At 61.6% G+C, this 13,094-nt stretch carries 9 protein-coding genes; 3 read left to right on the top strand and 6 right to left on the bottom strand.

The genetic code is table 11. From position 1 onward, the window contains the following. Positions 1 to 17: 17 nt before the first annotated feature. Positions 18 to 1,454 (top strand): NAD(P)/FAD-dependent oxidoreductase, encoded by a 1,437-nt coding sequence (locus tag B5G12_RS12215; RefSeq protein WP_087325100.1) that lies wholly within the window; start codon positions 18 to 20, stop codon positions 1,452 to 1,454. 169 nt (positions 1,455 to 1,623) lie between these two features. Here B5G12_RS12215 and B5G12_RS12210 read toward each other — a convergent pair whose 3' ends face one another. From B5G12_RS12210 to B5G12_RS12190, 5 genes are all read right to left on the bottom strand, one after another. Beyond that, positions 1,624 to 3,042, bottom strand: a complete 1,419-nt coding sequence (locus B5G12_RS12210; protein WP_087325099.1) for a glycogen synthase — start codon at positions 3,040 to 3,042, stop codon at positions 1,624 to 1,626. A 39-nt stretch (positions 3,043 to 3,081) separates the two neighbouring features. Beyond that, positions 3,082 to 4,209, bottom strand: a complete 1,128-nt coding sequence (glgD, locus tag B5G12_RS12205; RefSeq protein ID WP_087325098.1) for a glucose-1-phosphate adenylyltransferase subunit GlgD — start codon at positions 4,207 to 4,209, stop codon at positions 3,082 to 3,084. Beyond that, positions 4,203 to 5,396 carry a glucose-1-phosphate adenylyltransferase gene (locus B5G12_RS12200; RefSeq protein WP_087325097.1) on the bottom strand — a complete coding sequence of 398 codons (1,194 nt, stop codon included), beginning with the start codon at positions 5,394 to 5,396 and terminating at the stop codon, positions 4,203 to 4,205. The genes glgD and B5G12_RS12200 overlap by 7 nt, the downstream gene beginning before the upstream one ends. Positions 5,397 to 5,495: 99 nt before the next feature. Further along, entirely contained in the window at positions 5,496 to 7,739 is a 2,244-nt protein-coding gene (gene glgB / locus B5G12_RS12195; RefSeq protein ID WP_522731442.1) for a 1,4-alpha-glucan branching protein GlgB, read from the bottom strand. 343 nt (positions 7,740 to 8,082) lie between these two features. Beyond that, positions 8,083 to 9,129 carry a resuscitation-promoting factor gene (locus B5G12_RS12190; RefSeq protein WP_242956032.1) on the bottom strand — a complete coding sequence of 349 codons (1,047 nt, stop codon included), beginning with the start codon at positions 9,127 to 9,129 and terminating at the stop codon, positions 8,083 to 8,085. A 576-nt stretch (positions 9,130 to 9,705) separates the two neighbouring features. Here B5G12_RS12190 and B5G12_RS12185 point away from each other — a divergent pair. Continuing rightward, a complete protein-coding gene (locus tag B5G12_RS12185) occupies positions 9,706 to 10,893 on the top strand; it encodes a hypothetical protein (RefSeq protein WP_087325096.1) in 1,188 nt (395 codons plus the stop codon). A gap of 13 nt (positions 10,894 to 10,906) precedes the next feature. Beyond that, positions 10,907 to 12,154 carry a DUF6273 domain-containing protein gene (locus B5G12_RS12180; RefSeq protein WP_087325095.1) on the top strand — a complete coding sequence of 416 codons (1,248 nt, stop codon included), beginning with the start codon at positions 10,907 to 10,909 and terminating at the stop codon, positions 12,152 to 12,154. A gap of 253 nt (positions 12,155 to 12,407) precedes the next feature. Here B5G12_RS12180 and B5G12_RS12175 read toward each other — a convergent pair. Beyond that, the coding region (locus B5G12_RS12175) for a hypothetical protein (protein WP_522731441.1) at positions 12,408 to 13,094 on the bottom strand (687 nt) is incomplete at its 5' end.

The raw sequence follows: 13,094 nt of genomic DNA, 5'->3' as shown, positions 1-13,094 counted from the left end.
CAAGGAGTTATCAAGCCATGGAAAAATACGATCTGATCATCGTGGGCGCCGGTCCTGCCGGCATCTTCACCGCCGTGGAGCTGCTGCGCCACGGCAGCAAAAAGAAGATCCTGCTGATCGAAAAGGGCAAACCGGTGGAGCAGCGCAGCTGTCCCAAGGCCAAGCTGGGCCACTGCGTCAACTGCCGGCCCACCTGCGCCATCACCACCGGGTTCTCGGGGGCGGGCGCCTTCTCGGACGGCAAACTGAGCCTGTCCTATGAGGTGGGCGGCGACCTGCCCACCCTCATCGGGGAGAACTTTGCCCAGCAGCTGATCGATTACACCGACAAGATCTATCTGGACTTCGGGGCCGACCCCCATGTGGAGGGCATCTACACCGGCGAGGAGATCCGGGAGATCCGTAAGAACGCCATCAAGGCCGGCCTCAAGCTGGTGGATTGCCCCATCCGCCACCTGGGCACCGAAAAGGCCCATCAGCTGTACCTGGCGGTGGAAAAACACCTGCAGGCCCAGGGGGTGGAGATGCTGTTCTCCACCGAGTGTGAAAACATCCTGCTGGAAGGGGATGTATGCCGGGGCGTGCTGGTCCGCCAGCCGGGCGGCCAGACCCAGACCATCTATGCGGACACGGTGGTGATCGGCACCGGACGCCGCGGCGCCGACTGGCTGGAAAAGCTGTGCGCCGAGCACCACATCGCCCACAAGCCCGGCACGGTGGACATCGGCGTGCGGGTGGAGTGCCGCAATGAGGTGATGGAAAAGGTCAACCGGGTTCTGTATGAATCCAAGCTGATCGGCTACCCCCGCCCCTGGAAAAACAAGGTGCGCACTTTCTGCCAGAATCCCGGCGGCTTTGTGGCGCAGGAAAACTACGACAACGACCTGGCGGTGGTGAACGGCCACAGCTATAAGGAGAAAAAGAGCGAGAACACCAACTTGGCCATCCTGGTATCCCACAACTTCACCGAGCCCTTCAACCAGCCCATCGCCTACGCCCAGAAGGTGGGCGAGCTGACCAATATGCTGGGCGCCGGGCGGATCATGGTGCAGCGGTACGGGGACATCCTGGACGGCAAGCGCACCTGGCCGGAGGAGTTGGCCCGCAGCAACGTCCGTCCCACCCTCACCGACGCGGTGGCAGGGGACATCACCGCGGCCATGCCCTACCGCGCCATGACCAACATCATCGAGTTCATCCGGATGCTGGATATGGTGGTGCCCGGCTTTGCCGCCTACGAGACCCTGCTCTACAGCCCTGAGCTGAAATTCTATTCCAACAAGGTGCGGATGGACCAGAACCTGGATACCAACATCCGGGGCCTGCACTGCCTGGGAGACAGTTCGGGCTGGACCCGCGGCCTGATGATGGCCAGCGTCATGGGCGTGCTGATGGGCCGCAAACTGGCCGAAAAAGAGGGCCTGACCCTGCGTCCCCTGACGGCCGAAGAATGATCCCAAAGCCGGTCCTGCCGGCATAAAAGCCCGCCGCGGCCCTTCCTGCACAGGGAAAGGCTCCGGCGGGCTTCTTTTTTGCACAGCAAAAACCGGCGCCCCGTGTCTTTGGACACAGAAGCGCCGGTCTTTTTATGCAGGATTCAGCAGCGGTCGTGCCGCACAGGCATTACCAGAGGTTGGCGGTCTCGTTGTAGAGGCCCTCGTAGCTCTTGGCCGAGACGCCCCAGCTGAAGTCGCAGTTCATGGCGTACTCGATCAGGTGCTCCCAGTTCTCCTTGTCGTAGTAAGCGGCGTTGGCGCGGCAGCAGGCGTCATACAGTTCGTGGGCGCTGTAACCCGCAAAGGTGAAGCCGTTGCCATGGCCCTTGCTGGAGTCCTGGATGGAATCCCGCAGGCCGCCGGTCTCGCGGACGATGGGCGGCGTGCCGTAGCGGCAGGCCACCATCTGGGACAGGCCGCAGGGCTCGCTCTTGGAGGGCATGATGAAGGAATCCGCGCCCGCATAGATCTGCTGCGCCAGAGCGGTGTTGAAGCCGATGTAGGCGCCCACGCGGCCGGGCCGGCGTGCGGCCAGGTCGGAGAAGAAGCTCTCATACTGGCTCTCGCCGGTGCCCAGGATGACCAGCTCGATGCCCAGATCCACCAGGCCGTCGGCGATGCTCTGGACCAGGTCGAAGCCCTTCATGCCCACCAGGCGGCTGATCATGGCAAAGACGGGGCTGCCGTCCTTGTGCAGGCCAAACTGATCCTGCAGGGCCGCCTTGCAGACAGCCTTGCCCTCCCGGAAGTTGGCGGTGGTGTAGTTGTAGGGGATGGCAGGGTCGGTGGCGGGATTGTTGGCGTCGGTGTCGATGCCGTTCAGGATGCCGCACAGCTTATACTGCTTCTCCCGCAGCAGGGCGTCCAGGCCATAGCTGAACCAGGGGTCCAGGATCTCCTGGGCGTAGGTGGGGCTGACGGTGGTGATCTTGTCGGCCGTCTCAAAGGCGCCCTTCATGAAGTTGGCGCAGCCGTCGTACTCCACGATGTGCTGATCGCGATGGCCGATGCCGCAGGTGTCTTCCAGGATCTCCAGGCCATACTTGCCCTGATAGGCGATGTTGTGGATGGTGAAGATGGTCTTGATCCGGTTGAACTTATCCAGATGGCGGTAGTACAGGTTCAGGTACACCGGCACCAGGGCGGTCTGCCAGTCGTTGCAGTTGATGATGTCGGGGGTGAAGTCCAGATAGAACAGCGTCTCCAGCACGGCGCGGGAGAAGAAGGCGAAACGCTCGCCGTCATCGTAGAAGCCGTACAGGCCCCGGCGCTTGAAGTAATACTCGTTGTCCAGGAAGTAGTAGGTCACGCCGTCCCACTGGGCCGTAAACAGGCCGCAGTACTGGCTGCGCCAGCCCACAGGCACCGAGTAGTTGGTCACATACTCCAGATGGTCACGGAAGCCCAGGTCCCCGTACAGGGGCATGATGACCCGGGCGTCCACTCCGTCCTGGACCAGGGCTTTGGGCAGGGCGCCCGCCACGTCGGCCAGGCCGCCGGATTTGGCAAAGGGCGTGGCCTCGGATGAAGCATACAGAATTTTCATACGCGCAATACCTCCTCGCTTTGGATGGTCCGGGCCGGTTCAGACCGTGTGGTTCTTCTGAACGTAGACCGGGAAGCTGGCCGTGCCGGACAGCTTCTTGCCAGCGGTGATCTTGACATTCTTGTCGGTGACCACATACTCCATCTCCACGTCCTTCTCGATGACGGTATCCTGCATCAGGACGCAGTTGCGGACCACGGCGCCCTTCTTGACCTTGACGCCGCGGAACAGCACGCAGTTCTCCACCGTACCCTCGATGGTGCAGCCGTCGGCCAGCAGGGAATTGGACACCTTGGAGCCGGTCACATAGCGGGTGGGGTTGTCGTCCCGGATCTTGGTGTAGACAGGGCTGTTCTTGGGGAACAGGGCGTCCAGGTTCTGCTCGTCCAGCAGCTTCATGTTCTCGTCGAAGTAGCTCTTCATGTCGCAGATGTGGGCCACATAGCCGGTGTACTCCACTGCATGGACGTTGAGGATGTTCACGTTGTGGGCCAGGATATCCCGCTCGAAGTAGATCAGGCCGCGGGCGGTGGCGTCCTTGACCAGGCGGATCAGGGTCTCGCGCTCCAGCACATAGATGTTCAGATCCAGGTTCTGGACGCCGGGACGGTAGTCGTTGAGCAGCAGCTCGGTGACACGGCCGTCCTCATCGATGGTCAGGGTGTAGTTGTCGTTCTTGCGGCCCTCGGGGATCTCGGTCTTCTGATAGGCCACGGTGATGTCGGCGCCGCTCTCCTGATGGGCAGCCAGCAGGGCGTTGAAGTCATAGTTGACGGCGATGTTGGCGTCGCACATGACCACATAGCGCTCTTTCTGGTGCTCCAGGAAGCCCAGGATGGAAGCCAGGGCCTCCACGCGGCCGGAATAGATCCGCACGCCCTTTTCTGCAAAGGGAGGCACGATGTTCAGGCCGCCATGGCGGCGGGCCATATCCCACTCACGGCCGGTGCCCAGGTGGTCCATCAGGGAGTGGTAGTTCTTGCGCACCACGATGGACACGTTGGTGATGCCGCAGTTGGACATGCTGGAGAGGATGAAGTCCACCATGCGGTACCGTCCCGCGAAGGGGATGGACGCCATGGTGCGCTCCGTCACCAGCTCGGGTACGGTGTTATCGTAGCTGTTGGGGAAAATAATACCCAACGCATTGTTGTTCTGGCTCAGCATACTTCCTCGCCCTCCTTGACCGAATCAAATACTTTGGCGCCCTCTTTCACCACTGCGCCGGCACCCACCGTCAGGCCGGTGCCCACATGGGCGATGGCGCCTTCGCCGCCGATCTTGGCGCCGGCGCCCACCACAACGTCCTCTGCCAGGATGCAGCGCTTGACCACTGCACCGGCCTTGACCACCACGCCGTCCATCAGCACGGCGTCCTCAACGGTAGCGCCGTCTTCCACGATGACGCCGGCGGACAGCACCGAGTGCTTGACGCTGCCGTAGATGCGGCAGCCCTCGGTGACCAGCGAATCCTCGACCACCGCGCGGGGGCCGATCTTCTGGGCGGGCAGCACCGGGTTGCGGCTGTAGATCTTCCACTCCTCGTCAAAGACGTCGATGCCCGAATTCTCGGGGTCCAGCACTTCCATGTTGGCTTCCCACAGGCTGTCGATGGTGCCCACGTCGCGCCAGTAGCCCTTGAAATGGTAGGCGTACATCTTGCGGTGGTCGCGCAGCAGGGCGGGGATGATGTTCATGCCGAAGTCGTTCTTGGAGTTGGGGTCGGCCTCGTCCTCCTCCAGATACTTCTTCAGGATATCCCAGTTGAAGATGTAAATGCCCATCGAAGCCAGGTTGGACTTGGGCACAGGGGGCTTCTCCTGGAACTCGGTGATGCGGTCGTCCTCATCGGCCACCATCAGGCCGAAGCGGGAAGCTTCCTTCCAGTCCACTTCCATGACGGCCACCGAGAAATCGGCGCCCTTCTCCTTGTGGAAGTGCAGGAAGTCTGCATAGTCCTGCTTGCAGATCTGGTCGCCCGACAGGATGATGACATACTTCGGGTTGTAGGTCTCGATAAAGCTGATGTTCTGGTAGATAGCGTTTGCGGTGCCCTTATACCAGTCGGTGCCCTTGGCCTGCTCATAGGGGGGCAGGGTGTGCACGCCGCCATACAGGCGGTCCAGGTCCCAGGGCTGGCCGTTGCCGATGTACTCGTTCAGCTTCTGGGGCTGGTACTGGGTCGCGATGCCCACAGTGTCGATGCGGGAATTGACGCAGTTGGACAGCGGGAAGTCCACGATGCGGTATTTGCCGCCAAAGGACACCGCCGGTTTTGCCGTTTTCTGTGTCAGCGCGTACAAGCGCGAGCCACGTCCGCCGGCAAGGATCATTGCCACGATTTCTTTTGCCATAACTTTATTCTCCCCTTTTGCTTTTGCGCCCCCGTCGGTCAGGGGCGAAAATCAACACTCAAACCCGGCCGGGCCGCCTGCCCGCCGGTGCGGCCGCCCTCATTCCTCGGCAGCCTTGTCCGCCTTGGGCTTGCGGGTGCGCTTGGCCGCAGGCTTCTTTTCAGCCTTGGGCTCCTTGGCGGGCGCGCCCTTTTCCACTTTAGATTTGGTGGTGCGCTTGGCCGCAGTGGTCTTTTTCTCCCCGGCAGCCTTGGTGGTTTTGGTGGTCTTTTTGGCTGCGGTGCCCTTTTCGGCGGCAGCCTTGGCGGTTTTGGTGGTCTTGGCAGCCCTGGGCGCCCGCGGAGCCGGCACCTCGAAATAGATGGTGCTCAGGGGGGGCAGGGTCAGGGTGATGCTCTGGTCAAAGCCGTGCATCGGCACCTTTTTGGAGCGGACGCTCTTGTTGTGGTACTGGCCCGAGCCGCCGAACGCGGCATCGTCGCTGTTCAGGATCTCTTTGTAAGTGCCCGACACCGGCGCGCCCATGATGTAGCCGTCCCGCAGCACGGGGGTGAAGTTGCAGACGACCATGATCTGCTTGCCCGCCGCGTCCTTGCGCAGGAAAGCCACCACGCTCTGCTGGTAATCGTCGGGGACGATCCACTGGAAGCCCTCCCAGCTGTAATCCACCTGCCAGAAGGCGGGGGTGTCCTTGTAGAACTGGTTGAGGGTCTTGACGTAGGTTTGCAGCTGTTTGTGCTTGTCGTAGTCCAGCAGCATCCAGTCCAGAGGCTTTGCCTCGTACCACTCGTTGAACTGGCCGAACTCCTGGCCCATGAACAGCAGCTTCTTGCCCGGATGGGCCATCATATAGCCAAAGAAGGTGCGCAGGTTGGCAAACTTGTCCTCGTATTCGCCCGGCATCTTGTTGATGAGGCTGCACTTGCCGTGCACCACCTCGTCGTGGCTGATGGGCAGGATGAAATTCTCGCTGAATGCGTAGAAGAAGCTGAACGTGACCTTGTTGTGGTTGTAGGAGCGGTAGATGGGATCGCTGGACATATAGCTGAGCATATCGTTCATCCAGCCCATGTTCCACTTAAAGTTGAATCCCAGGCCCCCGTCCGACGCAGGCTTTGTGACCTTGGGCCAGGCGGTGGACTCCTCCGCGATCATGTACTTTTCGGGGTGGCGGGTCAGCACGGCGGTGTTCAGCTTCTGCAGGAAGGCGATGGCCTCCAGGTTCTCCTTGCCGCCGTTGACATTCTGCTCCCACTCGCCGTCCCTGCGGTTGTAGTCCAGGTACAGCATCGAAGCCACGGCATCCACCCGCAGCCCGTCGATGTGGTACTGTTCCAGCCAGTACAGGGCACTGGAGATCAGGAAGCTCTGCACTTCCTTCATGCCGAAGTTGAAGACCATGGTGCCCCATTCCTTGTGCTCGCCGCGGCGGGGGTTGGGGTCCTCATAGCAGGGCTCGCCGTCGAACATATAAAGGCCGAACTGGTCTTTGGGGAAGTGGGCGGGCACCCAGTCCATGATGACGCCGATGCCGGCGTTGTGCATCTTGTCCACAAAGGCCATCAGGTCCTTGGGGGTGCCGTAGCGGCTGGTGGGGGCAAAGTAGCCGGTGACCTGGTAGCCCCAGCTGCCGTCGAAGGGATACTCCATGATGGGCAGCAGCTCCACATGGGTGTAGCCCATATCCTGCAGGTAGGGGATGAGCAGGTCGGCCAGCTCGGAGTAGTTGTAGGGCAGGTAGTTGTCCCCGTCCTGTTTCATCCGCCAGCTGCCCGCGTGCATCTCGTAGATGTTCATGGGCCCGTTGATGGCATCCCTGGCCTTCTGGGCCTCCATCCAGGCGCTGTCGCTCCATCCGAAGCCGCTCAGGTCGTAGACCTTGCTGCCGTTGGAGGGCCTGGTCTCGGCGTGCAGGGCATAGGGGTCCGCCTTGAACACCAGCTCCCCGGCCCGGGTGGTCACGCAGTATTTGTAGACGTCATACTCTTTCATGCCGGGGATGAACAGTTCCCATACAGAATCGTTGTCCACTTTCTGCATGGGATGGCTGCCCGGCTTCCAGCTGTTGAAGTCGCCCACCACGCTCACTGCGGCGGCGTGGGGCGCCCACAGCCGGAACACGACGCCCTTTTCGCCTGCACGCTCGGTGAGGTGCGAGCCAAAGAAGCGCTGGGACTCAAAGTTATTGCCTTGCTTGTACAGGTAAACAGGCAGATCGTCCTGGGGATCATGCCGCAGGGGCTTTTCGGCCGGCTGGCCGGCAGCTGCCGGTTCTGCGGCGGGCTCTGCCGCTGCCTGGGTCATCTCTTCCGTCGTCGGTTTCATTTCATCGGTCTGTTTCATACTATGTGCAGCTCCTCCCTGGCGCAGACTGACGCCAGCCCGCATGTTGTGCAAAACCTCCGCAGGCCCGGCCCCCGCCTTTGTCTTTGATCCTGGCACGGCGCCGGACCATCGGTTGTTTCTACATTACTATATTAAATAATTCGAGGTGATTTTTCAAGGCCTTTTTCATAAAATCCGCTATAATCTTTTCGTTCCAAAAACCGTAAATAGACAAAAACCACAAATTTTGACTTTTTTTCTATGCAAACCTGACAGAGCTTTCCACACAAACGCAAAAAAGCCCCCGCCCCGCACACAACGTGCGGAGCAGGGGCATAGGTACAGATCCTCCGCTGCGGGCTCAGCCCACAACGTATACATTCACATTGATGGCGCCATTCAGCACCGATTCGGCGTAGGTCTCGTAGAACAGATCCACCAGGACATGGCCGTCCTGCAGGGCGATGCCGGTATCGGTCGCCAGCGCATAGCCGTAGACGAAACGCCCGTCGGTGGAGGTGATATACAGCAGGGTGCCGTAGGGGATGACGTCGGGGTCAACGGCCACGGTGCCATAGCCCAGGCCCAGGCCCGAGGCGCCATTGCCGCCCCGGGAATAATAGCCGGTGGCCTTGCCGGTGAGCACCTGGGTGTAGCTGGAAGGGGGATTGGTGGTGCCGTCGGGGCCGGTCAGGGGGGAGACAGGCGCCCCCGCGCCATAGGCCTTGATGAGGGCATCCCGGGGCTCCACGGTGGTGGTCACGTCGGTGACGATGCTGTTCTCCAGCTCGCCGTCCACCCAGCGGTGGCGGGTGGTGATGGCGCACTGACCGTCCTGGCCCGTCTGGAGGGTGGTGGTGCGGTCGGTATCGCGGAAGTACAGGCTGGTATAGACGTACTCGGTGTCGTGGGGGATGGTCTGATACTCCACCGTCTCCTCATAGCGCACGCGGTGCACCTGGATGGTGCTGCCGATGCCCACAAGGGAATCCTGGGCCGGGACGGTATAGTCGTCGGGCCCCAGGGTGATGCCGGCCTTCTCCAAAGCTTCCGCCACGGTGCCATAGACCATCTTGACGGGAGTCTGCTGGCCGTCCGCCTCCACCGTCACGGTGAAGGCGCGCTCGATGTTCAGGGTGGCAAGGCTGTCCCCGAACGCGGTGTAATAGACCCGGTCGCCCTCGGCCGCTTCAATGCCCGAGAGGTTCATCAGCCGGGTGGGGTCGCTCTCGCTGGTCAAAAGCAGCTGGCTGGCCCCGTTGGAATCGGTCACATAAGTCACGCGGATGCTCACGGTGGTCAGCATCAGCGTCAGCGCAAGGCCCAGGCTCATCAGGCACAGTGCGAATACACGGTGCCGGAACGCCGGCCTTTTTTCCTGCATACATTCGGAAGTGATAACAAACAACTCCTCTCTTTTTACAGTTTGGCTTTGTTCGCGGGCAGCTTCCTCCGCCCGCCGAAAAGCGCATCCGAAAAGCCGGGCGTGTCCGGCTGCTCCGATGCACTTGGTGCGGCGGTTTGGTATCCCGGTCCGCCCCCGGGCGCCGCCCCCAGAGGACGGTGTTTAACTTCCTGGTTTGTCTGTTTTAATCGCTGCATCGTCTGTTGGTCCGGGCGCAGCAGCTGTCCTATCTTAGCAGACACAGGCCGATTTGTCAAATGGGCGGGCCGCCATTCGTCATGTTTTTGTCAATCTTTTTTGTGCTATTTGTACAAACTTTTTGTTCTAATTTTGGCGTTTCCGTCCTCATCCTCCGATTTTCGATTCAAAAGGCCCCAAGATACTGTAACAGAAATTTAACATTTATTTTGCATCCCGGATGCAATTTTTTCCTCCTCTGGCAGTGGATGGGGCCATTTTTTGCGCATTTTGCGCCAAAAGACCGCGCGCAAAAGGACGCGCTGGCGCCGCCGGAGACCGGGGGTTAGAATCAAAGCAAAAGCGGGGTGCGCCAGCGCCCCGGGAAAGGAAGGAACAACCATGATGCATATCAAGATCACGCCGCGGCAGCTGTCGGGCTGCACCGACTTTGTACCCCAGCCCGCCCGGCTGCACCTGGGCAGCCAGAACGCCCAAGGGGTGGACACCCTGGCTTTTGACCTGCCCCCCGAGTGGACAGGCAAGAGCGTGGCCCTGCACATCCAGCAGGCGGACGGGAGTTTGCCCGCGCCCCTGCTGCTGGACGAGCTGGGACAGGCGGCGGTGGACCGGCGGCTGACCGCCTCTCTGCAAGGGCGCTGGATGCTGACCGCCACCGACGGCCAGGGCTATGACGCCTACACCCAGCCGGGCAGTTACGACACCTGCGAGATCCTGCCCACAGAGGGGGACAGTCCTCCCCCTTCCGCCACCCTGTATGAGCAGTTCGTGGCCCAGGTGCTGTCCAGCGCCCTGTCGGCCCAGGCCGCCTCCCAGCAGGCCGCCCAGAGCGCCTCGGACGCCAGCGGCGCCGTGGGACAGGCCGCCGGGGCTGTCACAGACGCGCAGGCCCAGGCTCAGGCAGCAGAGCAGGCCGCCGAGCGCGCCGAGGCAGCCGCGCTCCGGGCCGAAGGCGCAGCCCCGGTGGAGGGGCCGGTCATCAGCGTCAACAGCAAGGGCGGCCGGGTGGTGCTGGACGCCGCCGACGTGGGCGCCCTGCCCCTGCCGGCCACCGCCGCAGCCGGGAGCTTGCTGCGGGTCCAGTCGGTGGAAAGCGAGGCCGGCCTGACGGTGGAAGCCGTGCCCGAGGCGGAGCTGACCGGCTTTGTCCATCGCAGCGACCTGCCCACCGCCGCGCAGGCCGGCCCCATCAAGCTGGGCAGCGGCTACGGCCTGGCCCTGACCGCCGGCGGCGAACTGCGGCTGGCCCCTGCCGGCGCCGGACAGCTGGCCGCCATGACCGACGGGTGGTCCCCGCTGACCCCCGCCCTGGTGCCTCTGGCGGTCAAGCTGGCCCTGGCTTCCCTGTGGGAGAGCGCCGCCTGGAGCGACACAGACCGCTCATCGGCCCGCACCACCTTGGGGGCGGCGGCCGCCGCAGCCCTGGAAGCGCTGGAGGCCCGGGTGGAAGCGCTGGAGCAGGCGGATGTCGAGGTCACCCAGCACCCCTTTGAGGCCGATTTTTCCACCTTGGAGGGTCTGACCGCCGCCGGCGTCTGGAACATCGCCCAGGCCCGCATCGAATTCTGAAAGGAGGTTTCTTATGGCAACTGCACTTTCTGCCAAGCCGGTGGGGAGCAGCATCGTTTTGGAGCTGAACGGCACCCCCACCCAGTTTTTCATCGTACACCAGGGCTGTCCGGATCCCAGCCTCTACCAGGGCGGGGCAGGCACCTGGCTGATGGCCTCCGGCCTGCCCAGCACCCTGGCCTGGGGCAGCGGCAAGACCTACGCCCAATGCACCCCCTGCCAATGGCTGAGCCAGCTGTTTATCCCCATGCTGGACGAGACGGTCCAGCAGCAGCTGGTGGCCGTCCGGCTGCCTTACCGCGAGGGCGGGACCCTGCACGCCGGCGCCGAGGGGCTGGAAGCCAAGGCATTCCTGCTGTCGGGCACCGAGATGGGCTGGAGCGACAGCACCCAGCCCGAGATGCCCATCGAAGGGGTCTGCCTGGATTATTTCGAGGGTTTTGCGGACCAGGACGCCCGCCGCATCGCCAAGGCCAACGGGAGCCCATACCCCTATTGGACCCGGACCCGCTCCGCCCAGGGGGACACCACATGGGTGGTGTCAGCCGCAGGCGGGACGGCCACCACCAGCCAGACCACCCAGCTGGGGGTCCGGCCCATCCTCATCCTGCCTCAGGGGCTGTCGGTGGACGACGAGGGGAACATCCAGCCCAATGCGGCCCCCACCCTGACCAGTCCCAGCGGCACCAGCGGCGCCAACATCGGGATCCGCAGCGCCCCGTTCCTCTATGAGTACACCCCCACCGACCCGGAGGGCCTCAGCCTGTCCCTGACCGAAAAGCTGGACGAGGAGGTCACCCGGACCCTGACGGGCGCGTCGGGGGCAGCCCAGAGCTTTGCCGCCGTGGGGGACAGTCTGGGTTTTCTCAAGCTCAGCAACGGGGCCCACACCCTGGAGGTGACCGCCAGCGACGGCATGGCCAGCACCAGCCTGTCGGCGGTGTTCACCAAGTCCGTGACATCGGCCAGCGTGACCCTGACCCAGCCCATCCTGGCCGACGCCCCCATCACCACCGCCGTGCTCTCTGTCGGGGGCAGCATCCCCGCCGATGCCAGCCTGACCGCCCAGGTGACCAACAACGCCCTGGACGACCAGCCCGTCTGGCAGGACGCGACCACCGCCGTCCGCCAGGGGGCCAACATCCTGTTTTCCAACAAAACCGCCCTCAACGGCCCCGCCTTCAATTTTAAGGTAGAGGCCGGCCGGGGCGTATCCGGCACCGGCGGCTACATCGACAGCATTTCCGGGGCCTTCCAGTAAGTCCGGGCGCCGCGGCGCGCACAAAACAATGCGGGGGCCGGCCGTATGGCCGACCCCCGCAGAGGGACCCTATCTTTCGTGACGCAAAAGTTCTTTTGTTTTGGTGCGATCAACAACAGAAGGAATATGGTTCTATTCCTCTTTGCCGCCACATCGGATGGGTGTTTTACCCGAGCGCGCAGGTGGTCTCTGGCACCTGCCCGCCCCTTATATCATCTCCCGGTATGGTGCCCCGGGGTGTTATAAGTAAAGTTTAGGCAACAGTGCGAGTAACTGTCACAGCAATGAAGTTCACAGAACCAACATAGGTAGTGTCAGAGGTTGCAGGTACATTCACAACGCTCACAGAAATGGTGTAATCAAAGTTGTAAACTGTGGAAGTAGAAGGAGAACCACTAGAAATAACGGTAGCATTCTCCTGCAGCTTTTCAAAGTACTTATCGTAATCATCAGCAATCTGATTCATCACCTTAGACATATCCATAGTGCCGTCGATAGCGAAGATATCGCCGACCTTACGGGTCTTATTAACTTCAGTTACACCATCAAAAATAAAGCTCTTAGCACTGTTGAGAAGTGCTTCACGATGCAAGTCAGCAGCATCCTTAAAGTCAGCCAGTACAGCTTTATTACCAACATCGTGCAAATTAGTATTCTTGCTAGCACTCAGAATGTCAGCGGCACCAACATTCTTCACGGCATCTTCCAATGCAGTCTGGTCTTTCTCATTATCAGCAAAGACCACATTATCCATATCTTTGACTTTATCAGACACAGCTTCGCCCAGCATAGCAGAATAGCCAGAAGCAGAATTAGTATTCTCGCTGGAAGAGCCGCTGTTGCCGTTGCCGCCGTCCTTGCAGCCAGCCAGCATGCTGACGGCCATGATGCCGGCCAGCGCCAGAGAAGCAATCTTCTTGAGTTTCATAATGAATTTTTC

Source organism: Faecalibacterium sp. An58 (assembly GCF_002161515.1).
Lineage (GTDB): Bacteria > Bacillota > Clostridia > Oscillospirales > Ruminococcaceae > Faecalibacterium > Faecalibacterium avium.
The sequence above is the reverse complement of the archived record's forward strand: the minus strand, read 5'-3'. Positions and strand labels throughout refer to the sequence as shown.